The organism is Enterobacter sp. BWH64, assembly GCF_001037645.1.
In the GTDB taxonomy this organism is placed as follows: Bacteria; Pseudomonadota; Gammaproteobacteria; order Enterobacterales; family Enterobacteriaceae; genus Enterobacter; species Enterobacter hormaechei_C.
In genome coordinates, this window is record NZ_KQ089922.1 from 2,712,352 (window position 1) to 2,738,299 (window position 25,948).

Below are 25,948 nucleotides of genomic sequence, written 5' to 3' on the forward strand. Positions count from 1 at the left end.
TAATGTGAGTACCCTGCGATGATAAATACAACAAAGCTTGATCCGATCGAAACCGCGTCCATTGATGAATTGCAGGCGTTGCAGACCGCGCGCCTGAAGTGGACGCTGCACCACGCCTACAACAACGTTCCGATGTACAAACGCAAGTTTGATGCCGCGGGCGTTCACCCTGACGATTTCACCGAGCTGGCGGACCTGCAAAAATTCCCGTGCACCACCAAGCAGGATCTGCGCGACAACTACCCGTTTGATACCTTTGCGGTGCCGATGGAGCAGGTGGTGCGTATCCACGCTTCGTCGGGCACCACCGGAAAGCCGACCGTGGTGGGGTATACCCAGAATGATATCGACAACTGGGCCAATATCGTCGCCCGTTCCCTGCGCGCCGCCGGGGGCAGCGCGAAGGATAAAATTCACGTCGCTTACGGTTACGGGCTCTTCACCGGCGGGCTGGGGGCGCACTACGGTGCCGAGCGTCTGGGAGCGACGGTGATCCCGATGTCCGGCGGCCAGACGGAGAAGCAGGGGCAGCTGATCCGCGATTTCCAGCCGGATATGATCATGGTGACGCCGTCGTACTGCCTGAACCTGATTGAAGAGCTGGAGCGTCAGATGGGCGGCGATGCCAGTGCCTGTTCCCTGCGCGTCGGCGTGTTTGGCGCCGAGCCGTGGACGCAGGCGATGCGCCGCGAAATTGAAAAACGGCTGGGCATTACCGCGCTGGATATCTATGGTCTCTCCGAAGTGATGGGGCCGGGCGTGGCGATGGAGTGTCTTGAAACCGCCGACGGCCCGACCATCTGGGAAGATCACTTCTACCCGGAGATCGTCAACCCGAATGACGGCACGCCGCTGGCCGACGGCGAGCAGGGTGAGCTGCTGTTCACCACGCTGACCAAAGAGGCGCTGCCGGTGATCCGCTACCGCACCCGCGACCTGACGCGCCTGCTGCCGGGCACCGCACGCACCATGCGCCGGATGGATCGCATCAGCGGGCGCAGCGACGACATGCTCATCATTCGCGGGGTTAACGTCTTCCCGTCACAGCTGGAAGAGGAGATCGTTAAGTTCGAACACCTTTCGCCGCACTATCAGCTGGAGGTGAACCGCCGCGGGCATCTTGATTCACTTTCGGTGAAGGTCGAGCTGAAACAGAGCAGCTTAACGCTGACCCATGAACAGCGCTGTCAGGTCTGCCATCAGCTGCGTCATCGGATTAAATCGATGGTGGGGATCTCGACCGACGTGATGATCGTGAACTGCGGCAGTATACCGCGCTCCGAGGGTAAAGCCTGCCGGGTATTTGATTTGCGTAAAGTGGCAGCCAACGGTTGAATTTCCCTCACCCCAGCCCTCTCCCAAAGGGAGAGGGTGTATTAAGTATCCTCTCCCTTTGGGAGAGGATACACCCCAGATTCGTATGCTATGATTCATCCAGGAAAAAAATAACAACAGAATGAATCACATGAATAAACTTGATGCCTTTATCCAGCACGCAGTCAGCTCTGTTCCCGTCAGCGGAACGTCGCTTATCTCCTCGCTGTATGGCGACGCGCTTTCCCATCGCGGCGGAGAGATCTGGCTCGGCAGCCTGGCGGCCCTGCTGGAAGGGATGGGTTTCGGGGAGCGCTTTGTGCGCACCGCGCTGTTTCGCCTGAACAAAGAGGGCTGGCTGGACGTGTCCCGCATTGGCCGTCGCAGCTTTTACCGTCTCAGCGATAAGGGGCTGCGTTTGACCCGCCGCGCGGAAAATAAAATCTACCGTGCGGAACTGCCGGCGTGGGATGGTAAATGGCTGCTGCTGCTTTCCGAGGGGCTGGATAAAACCACGCTCGCGGACGTGAAAAAACAGCTCATCTGGCAAGGGTTCGGCACGCTGGCGCCGAGCCTGATGGCCTCGCCGTCGCAGAACCTGGCGGACGTGCAGTCTCTGCTGCATGACGCGGGCGTGGCGGAAAACGTCATTTTCTTTGAAGCCCATTCGCCGCTGGCCTTGTCACGCGCGGCACTACGATCCCGCGTGGAAGAGTGCTGGCAGCTGACCGAACAAAACGCGATGTACGAAACGTTTATCAACTCGTTCCGTCCGCTGCTGCCGCTGCTGAAAGAGGCGCCGCCTGAGGATTTGACCCCGGAACGCTGCTTCCAGATCCAGCTGTTACTCATTCATTTTTATCGTCGCGTGGTGCTGAAAGATCCGCTGTTGCCGGAGGAGTTACTTCCTGCGCACTGGGCGGGACAGAGCGCGCGACAGCTGTGTATTAACATCTACCAGCGCGTGGCGGCGGGAGCCCTGGCGTTTGTCAGTGAGAAGGGGGAAACCTCCGTGGGCGAGCTGCCCGCTCCCGGCACGCTTTATCACCAGCGTTTTGGTGGTCTGAATATCACATAAGGAGAGGGTATGCCTGTTTATCAAATTGATGGTCTGACGCCGGTCGTGCCTGAAGAGAGCTATGTTCACCCGACCGCGGTGCTGATTGGCGACGTGATCCTCGGAAAAGGTGTTTACGTGGGCCCTAACGCCAGCCTGCGTGGTGATTTTGGCCGGATCGTGGTGAAAGACGGCGCGAACATCCAGGATAACTGCGTGATGCACGGTTTTCCGGAGCAGGACACGGTGGTGGAAGAGGACGGGCATATCGGCCACAGCGCGATCCTGCACGGCTGCATTATCCGCCGTAATGCGCTGGTGGGGATGAATGCGGTCGTGATGGACGGGGCGACGATCGGCGAAAACAGCATCGTCGGGGCGGCGGCGTTTGTGAAGGCCAAAGCGGAGATGCCTGCGAATCACTTAATTCTTGGCAGTCCGGCGAAAGCGATTCGTGAGTTAAGCGCGCAGGAAATAGAGTGGAAAAAGCAGGGCACGCGGGAGTATCAGGTACTGGTGGATCGCTGTAAGCAGACGCTGCATCAGGTGGAGCCGCTGCGGGAAGAAGAGCCCGAACGCAAACGGCTGGTCTTCGATGAGAATTTACGGCCCAAGTCGGCTGGCCGGGATAAATAAGGCCGTTCGTTCCCGCATGTTGCTCAAGGCGTGAAGATGAGCTTAATACGCTTCCGGCAGGGGCCGGTCAATCGACACCAGCTTTCCGCGCTTCATGGTGATATAGCCCCCGGCTTTGAGATCTGCCAGCACGCGAAAGACATGCGTGCGTGACAGGTTGGTGCGCTTAATGATAAACAGCGCCAGGCCCTCATTCTCTCCCGTGTGGGTCTCCTGCCGATAGAGATAGCGGTACAGCATCGGTTTTATGGTCTGGTAGCTGGTGACCTGCCTGCGTTCATTGTGCAGGTCGATGGTGAAAATGGACATGTAGGTCAGTATGGTGGCCAGCGCCTGCATGCGCTCAGACCCGCCCTCGAAAAATAGCTGGTCGAAGTCGGCCCAGGCTATTCTCACCAGCTTCACCTTCGCACTGCTGCGATATTCATACTTCGCCAGTGGACAATACCTTTCCATTAACCCTATCGGCATATACTCGATAGTATTGCCAATATTTAGGCCATCATCAGGCATTAATATTGTCAGCGACCCTTCAGTGCAAAAATAGATATAGCCAGGCTCGACGGTGAATTTTTTATTTGCGGCAACGGTTAAGGCCTCGCCTTTACAAAGCATGTGCGGAAAGAATTGCCCAATATTGAGTTGCTGATAATAGGTATGGATATCCTGAAAATTCACGCTAAGCCTCTCCCCGCAACGTCTGCCGTGGTAACGAGTATAGCAGCAATAGCCCCCGGATTACGAACCGATAAATAACCAGTCCCATATGGGACTATGATGAGAAAGTATTCTGATTAGAATGGTCGTCAATGAGTTCGCATTAAAATTATCCGCCAACCGTAAATATCCAGGCGGCGCAATTAATCTATGAGGCCATTCAATGAAATTAACCCTAATTGCTAAACATCTGGCGCTTGCCGGTGTGTTGACGTCGCTGTCGCTTTCCGCGTTTGCGGAAGTGCAGCCGCAGGATGCCACTGCCACAACCCGGCAGGCAAATAACGCCCTGTATAACAAATTACCGTTTGCCGATAAAACCGACTTTGAGAACGCCCATAAAGGTTTTATCGCCCCGCTGCCACAAAACATGATTAAAGGCGAGCAGGGGAATGTTATCTGGAACCCGGCGAAATATGATTTCGTGAAAGAGGGTGAAAAAGCCCCGGATACGGTAAACCCGAGCCTGTGGCGTCAGTCACAGCTGATCAACATTGGCGGGCTGTTTAAGGTCACCGATGGCGTGTATCAGATCCGTAATCTCGATCTCTCCAACATGACCATCATTGAAGGTGAGAAGGGCATCACCGTTATCGACCCGCTGTTAAGCGCTGAACCGGCGAAAGAAGCGCTGGATCTCTACTATGCAAACCGCGGCAAGAAACCGGTCGTCGCTGTGGTGATCACCCACAGTCACGTCGACCACTACGGCGGCCTGCGCGGTGTGGTTGACGAAGCCGACGTGAAGTCCGGCAAAGTGAAGATCTACGCCCCGGAAGGCTTTATGAAAGAAGCGGTTTCCGAAAACATTATGGCCGGGAATGCGATGAGCCGCCGTGCGAGCTATATGTACGGCAACCTGCTGAAGCCGGATGCAAAAGGCCAGGTGGGGGCGGGTCTTGGCACCACCACCTCTGCGGGTACGGTGACCCTGATCCCGCCGACCAACTACATTACCCATACCGGCCAGCAGGAAGTGATTGACGGGCTGACCTACGACTTTATGATGGCGCCGGGCTCAGAAGCCCCGTCCGAAATGCTGTGGTATGTCAAAGAGAAGAAAATGATCGAAGCCGCAGAGGACGTGACCCATACCCTGCACAACACCTACTCCCTGCGCGGCGCGAAAATCCGCGATCCGCTGGCCTGGTCCAAGTACATCAACGCCGCCATTGAGCGCTGGGGCGCGGACGCGGAAGTGATTATTGCGCAGCACCACTGGCCGACCTGGGGCAACGAGAATATCGTCAAGCTGATGAAAGGCCAGCGCGATATGTATCGCTACATCAACGACCAGACCCTGCGTATGGCAAACAAGGGGCTGACCCGCGACGAGATCGCCGCTGAATTTACACTGCCGGAATCGCTGGAAAAACAGTGGGCTAGCCGCGGCTATTACGGTTCCGTCAGCCACGACGTCAAAGCCACCTACGTGTTTTATCTCGGCTGGTTCGACGGCAACCCGGCTACCCTCGACGAACTGCCGCCTGAACAGGCTGCGAAGAAGTTTGTGGAATACATGGGAGGGGCCGATGCCATCATGCAGAAAGCCAAAGCTGACTATCAGCAGGGCAACTACCGCTGGGTGGCGCAGGTGATCAGCAAAATTGTCTTCGCCGATCCGCAGAACGCTGCGGCACGTAATCTGGAAGCCGACGCGCTGGAGCAGTTAGGTTACCAGGCGGAAGCGGGCACCTGGCGTAACTTCTACCTGACCGGCGCGCAGGAACTGCGTAATGGCGTGAAGAAGCTGCCGACGCCGAACACCGCCAGCCCGGATACCGTGCGGGCGATGACCCCGGAAATGTTCTTCGACTACCTGGGCGTGCACATCAACGGGGTGCGGGCCGGTAACGCGAAAGCGGTCTTTAACATCGATCTCGGTAAGGATGGCGGCAAATACAAGCTGGAGCTGGAAAACGGCGTGCTGAACCATACCGCCAACGCGCAGGCGAAGGATGCCGACGCAACCATCACCCTGGACCGCACCACGCTGAATGACATCATCCTTAAGAAAGAGACGCTCAAGCAGGCGATGGACAAGGGTGACGTCAAGGTGAGCGGAGACGGAGCGAAGCTGGAAGAGATGCTGAGCTACATGGACACATTTGACTTCTGGTTCAATATTGTCACGCCATAAGTTTAGCGTTCATCCTGGTTAATCCTGGCGCCTTATTACGATAAGGCGCTATTTTTTTCATTCACGCATCGCCAGCGCGCTGGCGCTTGCCGGATCGAACAGCGAAATACTCTCGATCTGATCCAGCATGATCACTTTGCGAAAATCCATGGCGCTTTTGGGCTCCGAATCGAGCGTAATGTCATGCTCGGCATACCATTTGCTGTAGTTATGTTCGATACAGAGCTGCATGTTCTTCCCGTCACGGTAGCCGCTCAGCATCGGAATAAGCACGATATTGGCCGTTTTTTCATACTCCAGCGTGGCGGTATGGATCATGCCAATATAGATCCGCCGCGATTTCAGCGTGACGTGCGCCAGTTCACCTTCCTCCATGCACTGATAGAGCAGTTGTTCAATCCCGCTCGACTGCGCCAGCCGCTTGTACAATTTTTTCCGGCCATCGCCGTCCAGCCGCGCGCTTCCGGCCCAGTTCGATCGGTAGAGACAAAACAGGATCGCGAAGGTCAGCATCACCACCACCGGGGCCTGAATCCCCAGGAAGCTCCAGTTCATAAAATCAATTTGCCAGTCGGCATATTTTGCTGACGTGAAATGGAACGTGTTATCGGCGGCGGAGAGGGCGAACAACAGCAGCCACAGCAGGCCGGTGGCGATCACCCCCTGAAGAACAAAAATACAGCCATACAGTGCAACAAGAAAATAGACGTCCCAGCCAAAGGATCGCTTGATTTTAAACCGTGTTGAGAGGTCGCGGCTGGTGTACCAGTACCCGCATACCATCAATACCATGAATATTGCCGTTCCCATTTCAGGCCCTCTTCAGCGCGTTGACATGGCGCAGAAAGTCCTGCCGCACCTCGTGGCTTTTGTAGTTAACCGAGGCGTTTCCATCCTGATCGATGATGATGCGGTCGCCATCCTCTACGGCTTCGATAATTTCCTGGTGACTCATGACCTGCAACAAGGATTCCGGGCTGGAAAAGAGCGTCATCAGTAAATGTTTCATCGCGTGACATCCTTATGAATTAAAAGGATAAGTCTGGAAGATAAATGGCACCTTTGCCTTAAGGTTATCCCTAAAAAATCGGCAGCCTGGCGGCGAAATTCATATTTTTCACAAAATGGTTGTGCGTGGTGATATTCCATATAACTGAAAAATAATAAGAATAAAAAATATTTCTGCGCAAACTTGGACAAATAAAGTTAATTGTGTAAGTTTAAATTATGCGATTCCGCTACGTTGTTTACACCCAGGATGTGACCCATGAGCACGTTGCCGTCCGTCATCAGTCGGTTCGTTGATTACTACGCCACGCTGGATACCCAGCCACCTTCGGCGCTGGCGGGGATTTATCGCGCCGATGCCACGCTTATCGATCCCTTTGGCGAACACAGCGGGGTGTTCGCGATTCAACGCTATTTCACCCATCTGCTGGCTAACGTCCAGCACTGTCGCTTTACCGTCGATGCACCGTTGCAGCAGGGCGATCGCTTTGTGGTCACCTGGATGATGCACTGGTCGCACCCGCGTATCGCCGGGGGGGCAATGCGCCAGCTGCCGGGCTGCTCCGTGGTAGACATGCGCGACGATCGCATTGTTCGCCAGCGGGATTACTACGATGCCGGAGAGATGATTTACGAACATCTCCCGATACTCGGCTGGGCCGTGCGCGGCGTGAAGCGAAGAGTGAAATCATGAAAACGGTTCTGATCACCGGCGCAAGCTCGGGCATCGGGGTGGGGCTGGCGAAATCTTTTGCCGACGATGGTTACCGGGTGATTGCCTGCGGGCGCGATGCGCAACGTCTGGCAGCCGTGCATCAGTACAGCCCCAACATTACGGTGCGCCTGTTCGATATGACAGACAGGGACGCCTGTCGCCAGGCGCTGGCGGACTGTACTGCCGACACGGTGATTCTCTGCGCCGGAACCTGCGAGTATCTCGACCGCGGCGAGGTGGATGCCGAGCTGGTGACGCGGGTCATGACCACCAATTTCATCGGGCCGGTAAACTGCCTTGCGGCGTTGCAGCCGCAGCTGGTATCCGGCAACCGCGTGGTGCTGGTCAGTTCGATGGCGCACTGGCTTCACTTCCCGCGAGCCGAAGCGTATGGCGCCTCCAAGGCGGCGTTAACCTGGTTCGCCGATACGCTGCGCCTCGACTGGGAACCGAAAGGGATTGCCGTCACGGTCGTTTCACCCGGTTTTGTCGACACGCCGCTGACCCGCAAAAACGATTTCCCGATGCCGGGCCGGGTCAGCGTGGGGGACGCCGTCCACGCCATTCGTCGCGGTCTGGCAAAAGGGAAGGATCACATCGCGTTTCCCGCCGGGTTCAGCCTGGCGCTGCGCCTGCTTTCCGGCCTGCCCGATGTACTTCAGCGCGCACTGCTGCGCAGGATGGTGCGACCATGAAAATCGCAATTATCGGCAGCGGCATCGCCGGGTTAACCTGTGCCTGGCGGCTCGCCGGACATCATCAGGTCACGCTGTTTGAGGCGCAGGCCACGCCGGGCGGCCATACCGCAACGGTGGATGTCGATACGCCGCAGGGCAGCTTTGCCATCGATACCGGTTTTATCGTCTACAACGACCGCACCTATCCGCGCTTCATGGGGCTGCTCAGCGAACTGGGCATCTGCGGGCAAAAAACGCAGATGAGCTTTTCGGTGCACAACCCGCAGAGCGGGCTGGAGTACAACGGGCACACGCTGACGTCGTTGTTCGCCCAGCGACGTAATCTGCTCAACCCGGCTTTCTGGACGCTGCTGAAGGAGATCGTGCGCTTTAACCGGCTGGCGAAACAGACGCTCCGGGGCGAAGTCGATGGTTCCGCCACGCTGGAAACGTTCCTGCGCCAGCACCGTTTTACGCCCTTTTTTGCGCGCCACTACATCCTGCCAATGGGGGCGGCTATCTGGTCGTCGTCGCTACAGGAGATGAAACGCTTTCCGCTGCCGCTCTTTTTACGCTTTTTTGAAAACCACGGTCTGCTGGACATTACCCATCGTCCGCAGTGGTATGTGGTGCCAGGCGGCTCCAGGGAGTATATCCGCGCGATGCTGGATACGCTCGGCGATCGCCTGACGCTGCACCTTAACGCGCCGGTGCAGCAGGTTATTCGCCACGATCGTGGGGTTGATATTGCGCGTGAGGGCGTAACAGACACTTTTGATCAGGTGATCTTCGCCTGCCACTCCGCTCAGGCGCTGGCGATGCTCGCCAGCCCAACGCAGGCTGAACGCGAGGTGCTGGGGGATATCGGCTGGCAGCGTAACGAGGTGGTGCTTCACCGCGATCCGCGCTGGCTGCCGGTGCGCGAACGCGCGTGGGCGAGCTGGAACTACCGCCTCAGCGAGCAGGATCAGGCCAGCGCCTGCGTCACCTACAACATGAATATCTTGCAGGGACTGCCGCCGGGTTGCCCGCTGTTTTGCGTCACCCTCAACCCGGAAACGCCGGTGGAGGAACGGTTTGTGCTGCGCCGCTTTGTCTATGAGCATCCGCTTTTTAACCCGCAAAGCTGGCAAGCTCAGGCCCGGCGCGGCGAAATAAACGGTCGCCAGCGGAGCTGGTTCTGCGGCGCGTACTGGTACAACGGCTTCCACGAAGATGGCGTGCGCAGTGCGCTGGACGTGGTCAACGCTATCGCGACCGGGGAGGGCAACTGAGATGAACAGCTGCCTTTACCACGGTACATTGCGCCATCGTCGGCTTGCGCCGAAAGCGCACCACTTTACCTACAGCGTGTTTATGGCCTGGCTCGATCTGGATGAGCTGGACGCGCTGCCCTCTGTCGGCGTGCGTCGTAACCGTGTTGCGCCCGCGGCATTTTATGATGCGGATTACCCGCTGGGCACGCCGCTCAAAGCGCGTGTCCTTGAGCGTCTGGAAAATCTGACCGGCGAACGTCCGGCGGGGCGGGTCATGCTTCTGACTCAGCTGCGCTATTTCGGTTTTCATTTCAACCCGGTCAATTTTTACTACTGCTATGACGGGGAAGACACCCTGCGCTGGGTTCTCGCCGAAGTCCGTAACACGCCGTGGAATGAACGACATTACTACGCGGTAGCGGGGCGGGACGCCCCGCCGACGGAGAAAGCGTTTCACGTCTCGCCTTTTAATCCGATGGATATGATCTACCACTGGCGCTTCAACAGCCCGGACAGCACGCTGCGCATGCATATCGAAAACCATCAGGAGACGAAGGTGTTTGATGCCACCCTGACGCTGCGCCGGGCGCCGCTGACGCGCACGGCGCTGCGTGCGCTGCTGGTGCGGATCCCGTTGATGACCCTCAAAACCGTTTTCGCCATTTACTGGCAGGCGCTCAGGCTGTGGCTGAAGCGCGTGCCGCTGCATAACCATCCCCTCAGCAGGAGTGAACACTCATGACCAATCCCGTCTTTGCGCTTGAACCCGATATCCCGCGCAACGTCCGCGTCGCGCGATGGTTGCTCTTCCGCCTGCTGAATGGCCTGCGCGGTGGCTCGCTGACGCTGCGTGAAGGCGCGCAGACGTTCCAGTTCGGCGACGCCTCCGCCGCGCTTCACGCTGAGGTGCAGGTACTTGCTCCAGGCGTCTACTGGCGCATTTTAACCGGGGGCAGCCTCGCCGCGGCACAAGCGTGGATGGATGGCGACTGGGAGACGCCCCACCTGACGCCGCTGCTGGAGTTGATTGCGCGCAATAGCCAAATCCTCGGAAAGCTGGAAAAAGGGTTTCGCCTGCTCGGGAAACCGGTGGAGCGGCTGCGGCACTGGATGCGGCGCAACTCCCGCGCGCAGGCGCGGGAAAATATTGCCGCCCATTACGATCTGGGCAACGCCTTTTACGCCCATTTCCTTGATGAACATCTCCTGTACTCCAGCGCGCTGTTTAGCGGGGACGAGCAGGATCTGACCGCGGCTCAGCAGGCGAAAATGGGGAGGCTGTGCGACCAGCTGGCGCTCACGGCAAACGATCATCTGCTGGAGATTGGCACTGGCTGGGGGGCGATGGCGGAATATGCCGCCCGTCATTACGGCTGCCGGGTGACCACCACCACGCTGTCGCAGGAGCAGTACCACTGGGCCACCGCGCGCATCGCCCGGGCAGGGTTGCAGGATCGCGTTGAGGTGCTGCTCTGCGACTACCGCGATCTGACCGGGGTCTACGACAAGCTGGTGTCGGTTGAGATGATTGAGGCCGTCGGTCAACGCTACCTGCCAACATTTTTCCGCACCTGCCAGGCGCGTCTGCGTCCAGGCGGGCGGATGGCGATTCAGGCCATCACCATTCAGGATCAACGCTATCGCGACTACAGCAAAAGCGTCGATTTTATTCAGCGCTACATCTTCCCCGGCGGCTTTTTGCCCAGCATCACCGCCATGAATGAACTCATGACCCGCCATACCGATTTTGTGGTGCGTAACCTCTTCGATATGGGGCCGGACTACGCCCGCACGCTGGCGCACTGGCGTCAGCGGTTCGTTCACGCCTGGCAGGAGATTGAAAAGCTCGGGTTTGATGACCGTTTCCGCCGGATGTGGCTGTACTACCTCGGCTACTGTGAAGCCGGGTTTAATGCCCGCACCATCAGCGTGGTGCAGCTGACTGCGGAACGCGTGTGAAGCGCTACGGGCAGGTATTTCTGCTGGCCATCGGGTTTGATCTCTACTGGACGCGCTCTGGGCGCTGACGGGGCTGATTGCGTTCACGGGCGCGTCCCTGATGCCGCTATGGATGGTGGCGCTGTGGCTAATGTTTGCCACCGTCTGGACGCAACTGACCCGCACGACCACCTTGCCGGGCTGGTTGCTGACGGTACTGGCGACCCTGGGCGGGCCGGTGGCCTACCTGATCGGCGAGCGTCTGGGGGCCGTTTACCGTTTATACCTCTCAGCTTCTGACGCCCGACGGCAGCTATACAGGGTTAGACGGCGATAATGCGCTGATTATCACCTATGCCCGGGACATCGATGGTGACGACCTGGTTGAGGCGACCCGCGACCAGTGGCAGGCGCAGGGCATTTTGCAGCAGGAGCCGCAGAGTGAAGCATGGCTGAGCGAGTATCCTGAACTGCGTCAGCAGTTAATCGGAGGACCACAATGAAACGTTTCCTGTTAATGGCGCTTGCCCTGACGATGCTGGTGGCCGGATGTAGCACCGAGGTGACAGAGTATCGTCAGCAGCAGCCACGGCTTGATATTTTTACTTACTTCCAGGGGAAAACCGAGGCGTGGGGGATGGTGCAGGATCGCAGCGGTAAGCAGATCCGTCGTTTTCACGTCGAGATCGCCGGGGATGTTATCGGCGATACGCTGACCCTGAATGAACATTTTGTCTACGATGACGGCGAGAAGCAGCAGCGCGTCTGGCATATCCGCCGCGTTGGGCAGAATCGCTATGAAGGCACGGCGGGTGACATAGAAGGTGTCGCGACAGGCCAGGCGGCGGGCAATGCCCTTAACTGGCGCTACAGCATGAACGTGAAGGCGGACGGTAAAACCTGGCTGCTGCACTTTGATGACTGGATGTATTTGCAGGACAGCACCCGTCTGTTTAATAAAACCGAGATGAAGAAATTTGGCGTCACCGTCGCCACGGTGACGCTGTTCTTTACCCGCAAAGAGGGCGGTTAATCCTCTTCGGGCTGAGGTTTACTGCTTGAGTAGATGAAGAAGAGCGCAATACTCAGGCAGACGACGGCCCCGAAACGGCTCACTGAAAACGGAATGGCTTCATTGTTCAGCCAGCCAAAGTTATCAATCAGCATGCTCATGGCCAGCTGGCCCAGGATAACCGCTACCGTGGCAACGGCGGTCCCGATGCGCTGCACTGCGAGCACCATAATCACGATATAGGGCACGCCGCACAGGGCCCCCAGAAGCTGCCATTTGGGCACATCCATCAGGCTGACCGCCTGTTTCGGCTCAAAAAAGAAGATCAGCATGGCGGTCACCAGCGCGCCGACGGAAAACGTCAGAAACGCGCTTTTAAATACCCCCACGCTGCTGCCTAATTGCCCGTTAATGGCAGCCTGAATGCTCAGCGTTGCGCCGCCAATCACCGCCAGAATAATCATAATCACTGTCATAACGTTACCCCTGCGCCACGAGAATGAGCGCGGCGATTATAAATCCCAGCGCAATAATGCGTTTTGTATCGATCCTGCGGTGCGGCGTACCCAGCAGGCCATAGTGGTCAATAATCAGGCTTTTAAAAACCTGGCCTGCCAGAATGCCGATCATCGTCATGGCAATGCCGATCGCAGGCGTGGCAATGGTGAGAATGATGACGTAAACCGGGCCGAGCACGCCGCCCAACAGGTGCCATGAAGGCTGCGCAAAAAATGAGGGACTGTTGCGCGGGCTGAAAAACAGCATCAGCAGAAACGTCAGCCCCGTTCCCACGCTGAATATGCTGAACGCCGCCCACAGGTCGCCCACCTCTGCGCCCAGCGGCCCCAGCAGCCCGGCTTCCACGGACAGCCCCATGCCACCAGCAATCACCAGTAAAATTAAAATAATGTGCATAACGCTTTTTCTCCTTTTTCCAGGCGGAGAAGATTACGTCTGAACATCATTGAGAAAAATGCCATAATGCAGGAAACACCTTTGCAGGAAATGCATTAATGATGGATGCCGGACATATCAGCATTCGCGCGCTGCTGATCTTCATCGACGTTTATGAAACGCAGAATTTTTCCGTGGTGGCGAGGCGGGAAGGGATTTCTGCGTCGCAGGTCTCACGCGTGATCCACCAGCTTGAGGACGCCCTCGGGCAACAGCTTTTCTACCGCAACACGCGGGCGATTATGCCCACAGAGAGCGGGCATCTTTTTGTGCGCTATGCCCGTGCGATGGCCGGGAATATGGAGGACGCGCGACGCGAGCTGGATGAACGCGCCCGCGAGCCGTCGGGCACGCTGCGTATCAATGGCCCGGTCTTTTTCGGACAAAGGCACATCGCGCCGGGCCTGCCGGGGCTTCTGGCGCGTTACCCTCGTCTCTCCATTGAACTGACCCTCACCGACGATTTTATCGATCCGCACCGTGATGCCGCGGACGTTATCTTCCGCATCGGCGCGCTGACGGACTCCTCGTTTCACGCCCGGGTGTTCGGGCAGCAGTTCTATCATCTGGCGGCCTCGCCGGACTATCTGCAAAAACATGGCGCGCCCGAGGGGCCAGACGATCTCAGCCGTCACCACTGTCTGGTTTACCGCGGCTCGTCCGGGCCTAACCGCTGGCTGATCCGGCGGCCGGGCGAGGCGTGGGTTCATTATCCCATTGTACCGCTGATGACTTCCAATAACGCGGAAACGCTCCTGATTGCGGCGCTGGGCGGCATGGGCGTTGTGCTTTTCCCGGACTGGATGGTGAGCGAACGGCTCAAAAGCGGTGAGCTGGTGGCACTGCTGCCGGAAATGGAGTGTTCAATTAATACGGAGCCACTGACGATTGCGGCGATTTACCCGAACGCGCGTCATCCGCCCCTGAACGTCAGGGCGGTGATTGATTACTATATTGAGCGATTCGGTACGCCACTGTACTGGCAAACCTGAAGGTTAGCGGGCAAGCTCGCGACGGATAATGTCAGCCCCGGCGCTTAACGCCTTCAGCTTACCGTTGGCGACCTGGCGGGAAAGGGGGGCCATACCGCAGTTGGTGGACGGATAGAGCTTGTCTGCATCAACAAACTGCAACGCCTTGCGCAGCGTATCGGCCACCTCTTCCGGCGTTTCGATGGTCTGGGTGGCGACGTCAATTGCCCCGACCATCACTTTTTTACCGCGGATAAGCTCCAGCAGATCCATCGGCACGCGCGAGTTGTGGCACTCCAGCGAGATGATATCGATCTTCGAGGTCTGTAACTTTGGAAATGCCTCTTCATACTGGCGCCACTCGGAGCCGAGCGTCTTTTTCCAGTCCGTATTGGCTTTGATGCCGTACCCGTAACAGATATGTACCGCGGTTTCGCATTTCAGCCCTTCAATGGCGCGCTCCAGTGCGGCGATACCCCAGTCATTCACCTCGTCGAAAAAGACGTTAAAGGCAGGTTCGTCGAACTGAATAATGTCGACGCCGGCCGCTTCCAGCTCGCGGGCCTCCTGATTGAGAATTTTAGCGAACTCCCAGGCCAGCTTTTCGCGGCTTTTATAGTGGGCATCGTATAGCGTGTCGATCATGGTCATCGGGCCGGGCAGCGCCCACTTGATCGGCTTGTCAGTCAGCTGGCGCAGGTATTTCGCGTCGTCAACAAACACCGGCTTCTGGCGCGCCACCGCGTCTACCACGGTCGGCACGCTCGCATCGTAACGGTTACGGATGCGTACCGTCTGACGGTTCTCAAAATCCACGCCGCTGAGATGTTCAATAAAGGTGGTGACAAAATGCTGGCGGGTTTGTTCCCCGTCGCTGACGATATCAATCCCGGCGCGAATCTGTTCATCCAGAGACAAACGCAGCGCATCCTGTTTCCCTGCCAGTAATTCCTCGTCCTGGAGTTTCCACGGCGACCAGAGCGTTTCCGGCTGCGCAAGCCAGGTGGGTTTCGGCAGGCTGCCAGCCGTTGATGTCGGGAGCAATGTTTTCATAAAAGAACCTTTTATCCGTATTAAATTAAAGCGTGAAGTGTTGAGACCACTGCTCAAGAAGGGTTTTATAGGGTTTGATAAACCGCTCTTCGGTATATTTACCCTGTTCAATGGCCAGCCGGCTGCGCTCTTCACGGTCATAGACGATTTTGGTTAATGAGTGATCCTGCTGATTCAGGTCGGGCTGATAGCACTGTCCCGCAGCGGAATTGGCATTGTAAATTTCTGGTCGATAGATCTTCTGGAACGTCTCCATGGTGCTGATGGTGCCGATCAGTTCCAGATTGGTGTAATCACGCAGTAAATCGCCGGTGAAGAAGAAGGCGAATGGCGCGACGCTGTTTTCCGGCATGAAATAGCGAACCTTCAGGCCCATCTTCGCGAAGTACTGTTCCGTTAGCGACTCGCCGTCCGGCTGGTACTCATAGCCCAGCACCGGGTGGTGGTTACCGGTACGACGATAGGTGACTTTGCTGGAGACGCTCAGGCAGATCACCGGCGCTTTTTTGAAGTTCGCCTGATATTCCGCAGAATGCACGAAGCTTTTAAAGATATTGCCGTGCAGCTCGCCAAAATTCTCGGGGAGAGAGAAACGGGCCCGGTCTTTATTATGCTCCAGCAGCAGGACGCTGAAATCATAGTCACGAACATACGATGAGAAGTTATTTCCGACGATGCCTTCGATGCGCTCGTGGGTTTTTTTATCCACGATCGTCGTTTGCAGAATTTCGATGGCCGGGAAAGTAAAATCGCCGCCGATATTCATATCGACTGAAATAATCTCCAGCTCGACGGCATAGCGGTCAGCTTTCGGGTTATCCCAGCTCGCCAGCGCGTTAAAGCGGTTGTTGATCATCACCAGCGTATTGCGCAGGTTCTCCTGACGCTTCTCGCCACGCGCCAGGTTGGCGAAGTTGGTGGTGGTACGCGTGTTTTCTGACGGGTTATAATTTTCATCAAAGCAACTGCGCTTAAGGGTAAATGTGAAAGCCTGACTCATTTGGTTATGCATCCTAAGTTCATGTTGCCGGAACGTTATCAATGCATAATTTATGCCTGAGCCACTGGCGCAGGGGAAGTGACTTAATTTCACTGCAACATGAGGGTTCTTCATGAACTGCGCGATTCAGGTATAATCCCCCGACATTTCCAACCGGTTTAAACGAACATGACAAAACTCACCCTACAAGAGCAGATGCTGAAAGCGGGCTTAGTCAGCAGTAAAAAGATGGCGAAGGTCCAGCGCACGGCGAAAAAATCCCGCGTCCAGGCTCGCGAGGCGAGAGAGGCTGTTGAAGAGAACAAGAAAGCCCAGCTGGAGCGTGATAAGCAGCTGAGCGAACAGCAAAAACAGGCGGTGCTGGCAAAAGAGTTCAGGGCGCAGGTGAAGCAGCTGATTGAGATGAACCGCATCACCGTGGCGAAGGGCAACATTACCTTTAACTTTACCGACGGCAACCTTATCAAAAAAATCGAGGTCGATAAGCAGACGCAAACCCAGCTGATCAACGGCCGTCTGGCGATTGCCCGACTGGTGATTAACGCGAATGGCGACTGTGATTACGCGATTATCCCGGCGGTAGTGGCGGATAAAATTGCCCAGCGCGATGCGGACAGCATTGTGCTAAACAGCGCCCTGAGTCAGGAAGAGCAGGACGAAGACGATCCGTACGCAGACTTCAAAATCCCTGACGATTTAATGTGGTAATCCCCGCTCAGAACGGCGCGGCGTGACGGGCGTTCATCGTCTCGCCGCTCAGCGGATGAATAAAATTCAGAGCGCTTGCATGCAGCATCAGCCGGGGCGTTTCTTCCGCCCCCGGCCATTCCAGACCACCATACAGATCGCACCCAAGAATAGGGTGGCCTAACTGCTGGCAGTGAATGCGCAGCTGGTGGGTGCGCCCGGTCTCCGGGGTAAGCTCAACCCGCGTCAGCGGCATTATCGTATCCTGGTAAATACGTTCCACCACCCGATAGCGCGAGCGAGCGGGCTTACCGGTGCGGGCACAGATCGTCATCAGCGGAAACAGCGCCGGATCTTTGGCAATCGGCGCATCCACGGTCCCTTCGTCCTGTTCCACATGTCCGCACAACAGGGCGGTGTAAACCTTGTTCACGGCGCGCTGACTGAACTGGTGGCAAAGCGCGGCGTTGATCGCTTTGTTACGCGCAATGACCATCAGACCCGAAGTGCCAAAATCAAGACGATGCACCAGCGTGCAGCCGGGAAAGGTTTGAACAAGACGGTGGTGGACGGAATCGAGGTTTTGCGGATTTTTCCCCGACAGGCTGAGCAGACCGGAAGGTTTATTGATCAGCAGCAGATGCTCGTCCTGCCAGAGGATCTCAATGTCGTCGTGACAGGGTGGTGCAATAAACGTATCGATAATGACAGACATCAGGCCGCCGGGCTGGAGAGTGGGTGCGGATGATAACGAAATACGGGGGAAAAGAAAAACCCTCCCACCGGGCGGTGAGAGGGGGAAAACTTAGGCAGCGACCAGGCTGTCGATAGCGGCTTTCGCGTCGGTCTGCGCTTTGGTGGCCACTTCCGGGCCGTAAGCGATACCTTCAGCGAACACGAAGTTCACGTCGGTAATGCCGATGAAGCCCAGGAACAGCGTCAGGTACGGTGCGACCAGGTCGGTAGGGGTATCTTTGTGAATACCGCCGCGGCTGGTCAGTACAACCGCACGCTTGCCTTTCACCAGACCTTCCGGGCCGTTCTCGGTGTAACGGAAGGTTACGCCAGCGCGCGCCACCAGGTCGAAGTAGTTCTTCAGCTGGGTAGGAATGTTGAAGTTGTACATTGGGGCGTTGATCACGATAACGTCGTGCGCCTGCAACTCAGCAATCAGCTCGTCGGAGAGCGCCAGGGCTTCCTGCTGACGCGGGGTAAGAGGCGCATCGCTCGGACGCAGCGCGCCAACCAGCTCGCCGTCCAGCACAGGAATTGGGTTTGCCGCCAGGTCACGCACGGTGATTTCATCCGCGCTGTGCTGTTCACGCCACTGTTCAACGAAATAGTCAGACAGCTGACCAGACTGTGAATACCCTGCCAGAATACTGGATTTCAACACTAATACTTTGCTCATGGGAAATTCCTGTTTTGTATTTGATTGAGGGGGTTGCCCCGTTGCTTGTTGACACTTTATTCACAATCCTGCCACAGGGATAGCGCAATATATCGAAGCCTATGTTCGAATTTTTTGAATAAGGCGCGAAAAGCGCTGATGTGGTACTCTATACCAATCATTAAAAAGAGATTTTATCCGGCAGTGCACTGCCCGTTAACGCTATGACAGAACACCAAAAATTGACCTTCCCGATGCTGATGCAAAAGCTTGATTCGCTGATGCTGCGCGATAAACAGCGGTTTGCGCGCCGTCTGCACGGCGTTAAGAAGGTTAAAAATCCTGATGCACAACAGGCCATTTACCAGGAGATGGCCAACGAGATTGAACAGGCGGCAGGGAAAGTTGTGCTGCGTGAAGCCGCACGTCCGGAGATTACCTATCCGGAAAATCTGCCCGTCAGCCAGAAGAAACAGGACATTCTTGAGGCCGTACGCGACCACCAGGTGGTGATCGTCGCGGGGGAAACCGGTTCAGGTAAAACCACTCAGCTGCCGAAAATCTGCATGGAGCTGGGCCGCGGGGTGAAAGGGCTGATCGGTCACACCCAGCCGCGTCGTCTGGCGGCGCGCACCGTGGCGAACCGTATTGCGGAAGAGCTGCAAACGGAGCCGGGCGGCTGCATCGGCTACAAGGTGCGATTCAGCGACCACGTCAGCGATAACACCATGGTTAAGCTGATGACCGACGGTATCCTGCTGGCGGAAATCCAGCAGGATCGTCTGCTGATGCAGTACGACACCATCATCATCGATGAAGCGCACGAGCGCAGCCTGAACATCGACTTCCTGCTCGGCTACCTGAAAGAGCTGCTGCCCCGGCGTCCGGATCTGAAAATCATCATCACCTCCGCGACCATCGACCCGGAGCGCTTCTCAAAACATTTCAACAATGCGCCGATTATTGAGGTGTCAGGACGCACGTATCCGGTGGAAGTGCGCTATCGCCCGATTGTGGAAGAGGCGGACGATACCGAGCGCGACCAGCTTCAGGCCATCTTTGATGCCGTCGACGAGCTGGGCAACGAGAGTTCTGGCGACATTCTGATCTTCATGAGCGGCGAGCGCGAGATCCGCGATACCGCCGATGCGCTCAGCAAGCGCGATCTGCGCCATACTGAGATCCTGCCGCTGTACGCGCGCCTGTCGAACAGCGAGCAGAACCGCGTGTTCCAGCCGCACAGCGGGCGCCGCATCGTGCTGGCGACCAACGTGGCCGAAACTTCGCTGACCGTACCGGGCATTAAATACGTGATCGACCCGGGTACGGCGCGCATCAGCCGCTACAGCTACCGCACCAAAGTTCAGCGCCTGCCGATTGAGCCGGTTTCGCAGGCGTCGGCTAATCAGCGTAAGGGCCGCTGCGGCCGCGTGTCGGAAGGGATCTGTATTCGTCTCTATTCGGAAGACGATTTCCTGTCGCGCCCGGAGTTTACCGATCCGGAGATCCTGCGGACCAACCTGGCATCCGTTATCCTGCAAATGACCGCGCTGGGGCTGGGCGATATCGCCGCCTTCCCGTTTGTGGAAGCGCCGGATAAGCGCAATATTCAGGACGGGGTGCGGCTGCTGGAAGAGCTGGGGGCCATCACCACCGACGAACAGGCGACGGCCTACAAGCTAACGCCATTGGGCCGCCAGCTTAGCCAGTTGCCGGTCGACCCGCGTCTGGCGCGCATGGTGCTGGAGGCGCAAAAACACGGCTGCGTGCGCGAGGCGATGATCATTACCTCGGCGCTCTCCATTCAGGATCCGCGCGAGCGTCCGATGGACAAGCAGCAGGCGTCGGACGAAAAACACCGTCGCTTCCACGATAAAGAGTCCGATTTCCTCGCCTTTGTGAACCTGTGGAACTACCTTGGCGAGCAGCAAAAAGCGCTCTCCTCGAACCAGTTCCGCCGTCAGTGCCGGGTGGATTTCCTCAATTATCTGCGCGTACGCGAGTGGCAGGATATCTACACCCAGCTGCACCAGGTGGTGAAAGAGCTGGGTATACCGGTGAACAGTGAACCGGCGGAGTACCGCGAAATCCATATCGCCCTGTTGACCGGCCTGCTGTCTCATATCGGGATGAAGGATGCGGATAAGCAGGAATATACCGGCGCACGCAACGCGCGTTTCTCCATCTTCCCGGGCTCCGGTTTGTTTAAGAAGCCGCCGAAGTGGACCATGGTCGCCGAGCTGGTGGAAACCAGCCGTCTGTGGGGGCGTATCGCCGCGCGTATCGATCCGGAGTGGGTTGAGCCGGTGGCGCAGCACCTGCTGAAACGCTCATACAGCGAGCCGCACTGGGAGCGTGGGCAGGGCGCGGTGATGGCGACGGAAAAAGTCACCGTCTACGGCCTGCCGGTGGTGGCCGCGCGTAAGGTTAACTACAGCCAGATCGATCCGGCGTTGAGTCGCGAGCTGTTTATCCGCCACGCGCTGGTGGAAGGCGACTGGCAGACGCGTCATGCGTTCTTCCGCGAAAACCTGAAGCTGCGCACCGAGGTGGAAGAGCTTGAGCACAAGTCCCGCCGTCGCGACATTCTGGTGGACGACGAGACGCTGTTTGAGTTTTACGATCAGCGCATCAGTCACGATGTGATCTCGGCGCGCCATTTCGACAGCTGGTGGAAGAAAGCCAGCAAAGAGGCCCCGGACCTGCTCAACTTCGAAAAGAGCATGCTGATCAAAGAGGGCGCGGAGTCGGTCAGCAAGCTCGATTATCCGAACTTCTGGCATAAGGGCAACCTCAAGCTGCGTCTGACCTATCAGTTTGAGCCGGGCGCGGATGCCGATGGTGTGACGGTGCACATTCCGCTGCCGCTGTTAAACCAGGTGGAAGAGAGCGGGTTTGAGTGGCAGATCCCCGGCCTGCGCCGCGAGCTGGTCATTGCGTTAATCAAATCCCTGCCTAAACCGGTTCGGCGTAACTTTGTGCCGGCGCCGAACTACGCCGAAGCGTTTTTAGGCCGCGTCACACCGCTGGAGCTGCCGCTGCTGGACGCCCTGGAGCGTGAGTTCCGCCGCATGACCGGAACCACCATCGACCGCGACGACTGGAACTGGGATCAGGTGCCCGATCACCTGAAAATCACATTCCGCGTGGTGGACGATAAAAACAAAAAGCTGCTCGAAGGCCGTTCTCTGACGGAGCTGAAAGAGGCGCTGAAAGGTAAAGTCCAGGAGACGCTCTCTGCGGTGGCCGATGACGGCATTGAGCAGAGCGGGCTGCACATCTGGAGCTTTGGTCAGCTCCCGGAAAGCTACGAGCAGAAGCGCGGGAACTACAGGGTGAAAGCCTGGCCCGCGCTGGTGGATGAGCGCGACAGCGTGGCGATTAAGCTCTTTGACAATCCGCAGGAGCAACAGCAGATGATGTGGCGTGGGCTGCGTCGACTGCTTCTGCTTAACATCCCGTCGCCGATTAAGTATCTGCACGAGAAGCTGCCGAACAAAGCCAAGCTGGGGCTCTACTTTAACCCGTACGGTAAGGTGCTGGACCTGATCGACGACTGCATCTCCTGCGGTGTGGATAAGCTGATCCACGAGGCCGGCGGTCCGGTCTGGACGGAAGAGGGCTTTGCTCAGCTTCATGAAAAGGTGCGCGCGGAGCTGAACGACACCGTGGTCGAGATTGCCAAACAGGTCGAGCAGATCCTTACCGCCGTGTTCAATATCAACAAGCGCCTGAAGGGGCGGGTGGATATGACCATGGCCCTGGGGCTGTCGGACGTCAAGGCGCAGATGGCGGGGCTAGTGTATCGCGGCTTTGTCACCGGCAATGGCTTTAAGCGTCTGGGCGATACGCTGCGTTATTTGCAGGCGATAGAGAAGCGTCTGGAGAAAATGGCGGTCGATCCGCATCGCGATCGTGCGCAGATGCTGAAAGTCGAAAACGTGCAGCAGGCGTGGCAGCAGTGGCTCAACAAACTGCCGCCGGCGCGTCGCGATGACGACGACGTGCGGGAGATCCGCTGGATGATCGAGGAGCTGCGCGTCAGCTTCTTCGCTCAGCAGCTGGGAACGCCGTATCCCATTTCGGATAAGCGTATCTTGCAGGCGATGGAGCAGATTTCCGGCTAAAACCGTTGCCCGGTGGCGCTGCGCTTACCGGGCCTACGGTAAAACATGTAGGCCGGGTAAGGCGTAGCCGCCACCCGGCTTTTGTTCACCCGTTCACCATCGCCAGCGTAAACCCATCCCATCCCTTAATGCCCACCGTTTGCAGCGCAGTGGCGGTTAAGCGCGGGTTATCTCCAGTCATCTCGATAAACTTCCGTACTCCCTGCACGCGTGCATCGTCGCTTTGCCCGTTAATCACCTCGCCGTCACGTACCACGTTGTCGCCGATAATGACCGTGCCGGGGCGGGAGTAGTGCAGCGACCACTCCAGGTAACCGGGATTGTTAGGCTTATCGGCATCAATAAAGATCAGGTCGAAGGGAGGGACGTCACCGAAATTCTCGAGCGACTTTAGCGCCGGGCCTTCAATCAATTCGATACGATCGCTGAGTCCCGCGAGGTGAATGTTCTGGCGTGCAACAGCGCCATGTTTCGGGTCCGCTTCAAGCGTAATCAGCTTTCCATCCGGCGGCAGGGCGCGCGCCATCCAGATTGAGCTATACGCACCCAGCGTACCGATTTCCAGTATTCGACGCGCCTGTGTCATGCGGACAAACAGCGCCAGCAGTTGCCCCTGATTAGCGGCAACATCGTGCTCGGGCAAACCGGCGCGTTTGTTGTTTTCAAGCACGCTCTGGAGAACCTCATCCTCAGGAATAAGCGAAGAAATCATGTAAGTATCTACTGAACACCACTGTTGTTGCATAGATTGACTCCCTGGAGGGTATCGTCGGGTGCGAAATGTAGGCCCGGTAAGCGCAGCGCCACCGGGCATGTTTTCAGGCACTGCTCCAGCCGCCGCCCAGCGCTTTATACAAATCAATTTGCGCCAGCAGCAGGTTGTTTTTCACCTGTACCACGCTGGTCTGCACCGAGAACAGCGTGCGCTGCGCATCGAGCTCATCCAGATAAGAAGAGTATCCGTTGCGGTAGCGGTTTTGCGCAATCCGCAGCGTCTCCTGCGCGACCGTCTGCTGTGCCAGCAGCTCGGTAAGCTGTTCCTGATAGCGGGTGATGGCATCAAGGCTGTCATTCACCTCAGCAAACGCGTTACGCACGGTTTTTTCGTAGCTATACAGCGCCTGATTCCGCTGGGACTGAGAGATATCTACCTGCGCATTCAGCGCCTGACGGTTCAGCAGCGGCGCAAGAATACTGCCGCCCACGCTCCAGAGCTGTAGCGGGTTATCCAGCAATCCCGACAGCGTGCGATCCTGCACCGATCCCGTGGCCGTGAGGTTGATCGACGGCAGCAGGCTGGCGCGCGATGCCGCCAGCGTCGCGTCCGCCGCAATCAGCTGACGTTCAGCCTGGACGATATCCGGGCGTCGGTTCAGTAGCGTCGACGGCAGCTGGGAGGGCAGTTTCAGCGGCGTCAGGGCATCAAAGCTTTCACCGCGCGCAACGTCACCCGGGTTGCTGCCCAGCAGCAGGCTAAGCGCATTTTCCTGCTGCGCAATCTGGTGCTGAAGCAGTGGAACCTGGGCGCGGGTGGCGCGCAGCTCAGAATCCGATTTCATCAGCTCAAGGCGAGAGCTGTATCCCGTCTCAAACTGTCGCTTGGCGAGGTTGAACGCCTCTTCACGCGACTTCAGCGTGGACCGGGTAACGCGCAGCTGTTCGTCCAGCGACAGCAGGGTGACGTACCCGGAGGCCACCGAGGATGCGACGGTAAGATCAGCCGCCGCAGCCGCCGCCTTTTGTGCCTCCAGCGACGCTTCAGCGGCACGGGAGGTGCTGCGGTTTACGCCCCAGATATCCACGTCGTAGCTGGCGGTCAGGCTGCCTTTGTACAACGTACCGTATACCGGAAGCCCCGTGGCGGCGGACTGCGAGCGCGCGCGCGTCCCGGTCACGCCCGCGTCAAGCGACGGGAACAGGCTGCCGTCAGCAGCGTACACCCGGGCCTGGTACTCGTTAATCCGCTCGCGGGCAATCAGCACGTCGCTGTTATTCTTCAGCGCCTGATCCACATAGCGATTCAGATTGCTGTCGTGAAAATTTCGCCACCAGAGCTGCTCTGTCGGGCTGGCTGGCCCCGACGTCGCGCGCCACTGGGCCGGTATGTGCAGGGACGATTTGGCGGGCTCAACGTCTACCGACTGGCATCCCGCCAGGATAGTCATTATCAGCAGGCCGGCTATCGGGCGAAGCGTCATTGTTTCGCCTCCCGCGTGTCGATGGTCACCTGCACCGACATGCCAGGACGCAGCAGCCGGTACTCCTCCGGCTCACCGAGTACCTCAATGCGTACCGGGATGCGCTGGGCGATTTTAACAAAGTTGCCCGTGGCGTTGTCCGGGGTGATAGCGCTGAACTCGACCCCTGTGGCCGGGGATATGCTCTCCACGCGGCCCTGATAGGCTTTATCGTTTAAGGCATCGACGGTAAATTTCACCGGCTGTCCGACGCGTAAATTCGCCAGCTGCGTCTCTTTGATATTGGCGATCACCCAGTGCTGCGGCGGGACCAGCGTGGTAAGGTGCGTCCCGGCGGTGACGTACGCCCCCAGACGCACTGCAATCTGCCCGAGCTGACCGTCACGCGGCGCGACAATGCGGGTGTTTTGCAGATCGATCTGCGCCAGCTCCAGCGCGGCTTTCGCGTTCTCAACGTCCGCTTCCAGCGAACCGCGATTGACGATGACCGTTTGTAAATCCTGACGCGACATCTCAAGCGTTGCTTTCGCCTGGTCGATATCGGCGCTCCCCTGGGCGGCACTGGCCAGCGCCGAATCGCGCTCGCGAATGGAGAGGGAGCCGTCCGCGGTCAGCTCTTTCACGCGTTTCAAATCCGCCTGGGTTTTCAGACTTTGGGCACGGGCGTTTTTCAGCGCCGCCTCGTTTTTGGCAATCACCGCTTCCGCGCTTTTGCGCTGTTGCAGGTTGTTATTCAGGGCTGCAATTTTCATTGCCAGCTGCGCCTCGGCCTGATGGACGCGCTGGCGATAGATGCGGTCATCTATCTGCAACAGCAGCTCGCCTTTTTTAACCTGCGCGAAATCCTGAACATGGACCTCGGTAATGTAGCCGTTTACCTGGGGACTGATGAACGTGGTCTGGCCGCGCACGTAGGCGTTATCGGTAAACTGGGCATGACGCGTGAACGGGGGCAGCTGCCAGGCATAAAGGATCACCAGTACCCCGACAATGCCGATAGCCGCGGCGGTGAAAATGGAAACGACGCGCACATTTTTGCGGGTGTTGGCCTGCTCTTTGGCGGCATCCTGCTGACTCATAACTTCTCCTGAAAAATAG

General features: G+C 57.6%; 25 protein-coding genes and 2 pseudogenes. 15 read left to right on the forward strand and 12 right to left on the reverse strand.

Annotated features, from left to right (window positions below; translation table 11 throughout):
• The first annotated feature begins 18 nt into the window (after positions 1-18).
• The 3 genes from paaK to paaY all read left to right on the forward strand — a co-directional run bounded on the left by paaK (position 19) and on the right by paaY (position 3,007).
• Positions 19-1,335, forward strand: a complete 1,317-nt coding sequence (gene paaK / locus SK50_RS13040) for a phenylacetate--CoA ligase PaaK (protein ID WP_048229523.1) — start codon at positions 19-21, stop codon at positions 1,333-1,335.
• A 121-nt stretch (positions 1,336-1,456) separates the two neighbouring features.
• Positions 1,457-2,392, forward strand: coding sequence for a phenylacetic acid degradation operon negative regulatory protein PaaX (paaX, locus tag SK50_RS13045; protein WP_032103751.1), 936 nt, complete (start codon positions 1,457-1,459; stop codon positions 2,390-2,392).
• A 9-nt stretch (positions 2,393-2,401) separates the two neighbouring features.
• The gene (gene paaY / locus SK50_RS13050; RefSeq protein ID WP_045338257.1) at positions 2,402-3,007 is read left to right on the forward strand and encodes a phenylacetic acid degradation protein PaaY; all 606 of its coding nucleotides are present in this window, start codon (positions 2,402-2,404) and stop codon (positions 3,005-3,007) included.
• Positions 3,008-3,049: 42 nt separating this feature from the next.
• Here the strand turns inward: paaY and SK50_RS13055 are convergent, their stop codons facing one another.
• A complete protein-coding gene (locus tag SK50_RS13055) occupies positions 3,050-3,685 on the reverse strand; it encodes a helix-turn-helix domain-containing protein (RefSeq protein WP_023296565.1) in 636 nt (211 codons plus the stop codon).
• Between the two features lie 202 nt (positions 3,686-3,887).
• On the opposite strand from SK50_RS13055, the gene SK50_RS13060 reads away from it, so the two are divergent.
• A complete protein-coding gene (locus SK50_RS13060) occupies positions 3,888-5,864 on the forward strand; it encodes an alkyl/aryl-sulfatase (RefSeq protein ID WP_048229525.1) in 1,977 nt (658 codons plus the stop codon).
• A 57-nt stretch (positions 5,865-5,921) separates the two neighbouring features.
• Here SK50_RS13060 and SK50_RS13065 read toward each other — a convergent pair whose 3' ends face one another.
• Both SK50_RS13065 and SK50_RS13070 read right to left on the reverse strand, forming a co-directional pair.
• Positions 5,922-6,674, reverse strand: a complete 753-nt coding sequence (locus tag SK50_RS13065; protein WP_017384508.1) for a hypothetical protein — start codon at positions 6,672-6,674, stop codon at positions 5,922-5,924.
• 1 nt (position 6,675) lies between these two features.
• Positions 6,676-6,873 (reverse strand): hypothetical protein, encoded by a 198-nt coding sequence (locus tag SK50_RS13070; RefSeq protein ID WP_003857318.1) that lies wholly within the window; start codon positions 6,871-6,873, stop codon positions 6,676-6,678.
• 258 nt (positions 6,874-7,131) lie between these two features.
• Here SK50_RS13070 and SK50_RS13075 point away from each other — a divergent pair, with 258 nt between their 5' ends.
• From SK50_RS13075 to SK50_RS13110, 8 genes and pseudogenes are all read left to right on the forward strand, one after another.
• Complete coding sequence (locus SK50_RS13075; protein ID WP_017384507.1) at positions 7,132-7,566, forward strand: nuclear transport factor 2 family protein; 435 nt, start codon at positions 7,132-7,134, stop codon at positions 7,564-7,566.
• A complete protein-coding gene (locus SK50_RS13080; RefSeq protein ID WP_017693470.1) occupies positions 7,563-8,282 on the forward strand; it encodes an SDR family NAD(P)-dependent oxidoreductase in 720 nt (239 codons plus the stop codon). Before SK50_RS13075 ends, SK50_RS13080 begins: the two co-directional genes overlap by 4 nt.
• Complete coding sequence (locus tag SK50_RS13085) at positions 8,279-9,538, forward strand: NAD(P)/FAD-dependent oxidoreductase (protein WP_017693469.1); 1,260 nt, start codon at positions 8,279-8,281, stop codon at positions 9,536-9,538. The genes SK50_RS13080 and SK50_RS13085 overlap by 4 nt, the downstream gene beginning before the upstream one ends.
• Position 9,539: 1 nt before the next feature.
• Positions 9,540-10,262, forward strand: a complete 723-nt coding sequence (locus SK50_RS13090; protein ID WP_032648232.1) for a DUF1365 domain-containing protein — start codon at positions 9,540-9,542, stop codon at positions 10,260-10,262.
• Positions 10,259-11,479 carry an SAM-dependent methyltransferase gene (locus SK50_RS13095; RefSeq protein ID WP_032648234.1) on the forward strand — a complete coding sequence of 407 codons (1,221 nt, stop codon included), beginning with the start codon at positions 10,259-10,261 and terminating at the stop codon, positions 11,477-11,479. The genes SK50_RS13090 and SK50_RS13095 overlap by 4 nt, the downstream gene beginning before the upstream one ends.
• Before the next feature lie 46 nt (positions 11,480-11,525).
• A pseudogene (locus SK50_RS13100) lies at positions 11,526-11,732 on the forward strand (DUF2878 family protein); the annotation flags it as partial.
• A pseudogene (locus SK50_RS24285) lies at positions 11,722-11,934 on the forward strand (hypothetical protein); the annotation flags it as partial. The pseudogenes SK50_RS13100 and SK50_RS24285, both read left to right, overlap by 11 nt.
• A 23-nt stretch (positions 11,935-11,957) precedes the next feature.
• Entirely contained in the window at positions 11,958-12,491 is a 534-nt protein-coding gene (locus tag SK50_RS13110; RefSeq protein ID WP_032653483.1) for a DUF3833 domain-containing protein, read from the forward strand.
• Here the strand turns inward: SK50_RS13110 and SK50_RS13115 are convergent.
• On the reverse strand, positions 12,488-12,946 hold the full coding sequence (locus tag SK50_RS13115) for a DMT family transporter (protein WP_023296569.1): 459 nt from the start codon (positions 12,944-12,946) through the stop codon (positions 12,488-12,490). The two genes, SK50_RS13110 and SK50_RS13115, sit on opposite strands and share 4 nt — an antisense overlap.
• 4 nt (positions 12,947-12,950) lie before the next feature.
• Positions 12,951-13,385 carry a DMT family transporter gene (locus SK50_RS13120; protein ID WP_003857304.1) on the reverse strand — a complete coding sequence of 145 codons (435 nt, stop codon included), beginning with the start codon at positions 13,383-13,385 and terminating at the stop codon, positions 12,951-12,953.
• Positions 13,386-13,483: 98 nt separating this feature from the next.
• Between SK50_RS13120 and SK50_RS13125 the strand changes: the two genes are divergently transcribed.
• The gene (locus tag SK50_RS13125) at positions 13,484-14,416 is read left to right on the forward strand and encodes a LysR family transcriptional regulator (protein ID WP_015570582.1); all 933 of its coding nucleotides are present in this window, start codon (positions 13,484-13,486) and stop codon (positions 14,414-14,416) included.
• 3 nt (positions 14,417-14,419) lie between these two features.
• Here the strand turns inward: SK50_RS13125 and SK50_RS13130 are convergent, their stop codons facing one another.
• The gene (locus SK50_RS13130) at positions 14,420-15,448 is read right to left on the reverse strand and encodes a methionine synthase (RefSeq protein ID WP_003857302.1); all 1,029 of its coding nucleotides are present in this window, start codon (positions 15,446-15,448) and stop codon (positions 14,420-14,422) included.
• Between the two features lie 25 nt (positions 15,449-15,473).
• On the reverse strand, positions 15,474-16,448 hold the full coding sequence (locus SK50_RS13135; RefSeq protein ID WP_048229980.1) for a DUF1852 domain-containing protein: 975 nt from the start codon (positions 16,446-16,448) through the stop codon (positions 15,474-15,476).
• Positions 16,449-16,616: 168 nt separating this feature from the next.
• Here SK50_RS13135 and SK50_RS13140 point away from each other — a divergent pair, with 168 nt between their 5' ends.
• The gene (locus SK50_RS13140) at positions 16,617-17,156 is read left to right on the forward strand and encodes a DUF2058 domain-containing protein (RefSeq protein ID WP_017384500.1); all 540 of its coding nucleotides are present in this window, start codon (positions 16,617-16,619) and stop codon (positions 17,154-17,156) included.
• A 7-nt stretch (positions 17,157-17,163) separates the two neighbouring features.
• Here SK50_RS13140 and SK50_RS13145 read toward each other — a convergent pair whose 3' ends face one another.
• Complete coding sequence (locus tag SK50_RS13145) at positions 17,164-17,850, reverse strand: RluA family pseudouridine synthase (RefSeq protein WP_040117617.1); 687 nt, start codon at positions 17,848-17,850, stop codon at positions 17,164-17,166.
• A gap of 90 nt (positions 17,851-17,940) precedes the next feature.
• Positions 17,941-18,546: an FMN-dependent NADH-azoreductase gene (gene azoR / locus SK50_RS13150; RefSeq protein WP_015570577.1), complete on the reverse strand. Its 606-nt coding sequence runs from the start codon at positions 18,544-18,546 to the stop codon at positions 17,941-17,943.
• A gap of 203 nt (positions 18,547-18,749) precedes the next feature.
• Between azoR and hrpA the strand changes: the two genes are divergently transcribed.
• On the forward strand, positions 18,750-22,652 hold the full coding sequence (gene hrpA, locus SK50_RS13155; RefSeq protein WP_048229527.1) for an ATP-dependent RNA helicase HrpA: 3,903 nt from the start codon (positions 18,750-18,752) through the stop codon (positions 22,650-22,652).
• Between the two features lie 85 nt (positions 22,653-22,737).
• On the opposite strand, the gene SK50_RS13160 is transcribed toward hrpA, so the two are convergent.
• The 3 genes from SK50_RS13160 to SK50_RS13170 form a co-directional block, all read right to left on the reverse strand.
• Positions 22,738-23,397 (reverse strand): O-methyltransferase, encoded by a 660-nt coding sequence (locus SK50_RS13160; protein WP_045345243.1) that lies wholly within the window; start codon positions 23,395-23,397, stop codon positions 22,738-22,740.
• Between the two features lie 73 nt (positions 23,398-23,470).
• The gene (locus SK50_RS13165; RefSeq protein WP_048229528.1) at positions 23,471-24,850 is read right to left on the reverse strand and encodes an efflux transporter outer membrane subunit; all 1,380 of its coding nucleotides are present in this window, start codon (positions 24,848-24,850) and stop codon (positions 23,471-23,473) included.
• Positions 24,847-25,929, reverse strand: coding sequence for an HlyD family secretion protein (locus SK50_RS13170; RefSeq protein ID WP_015570574.1), 1,083 nt, complete (start codon positions 25,927-25,929; stop codon positions 24,847-24,849). The genes SK50_RS13165 and SK50_RS13170 overlap by 4 nt, the downstream gene beginning before the upstream one ends.
• Between the last annotated feature and the right edge of the window lie 19 nt (positions 25,930-25,948).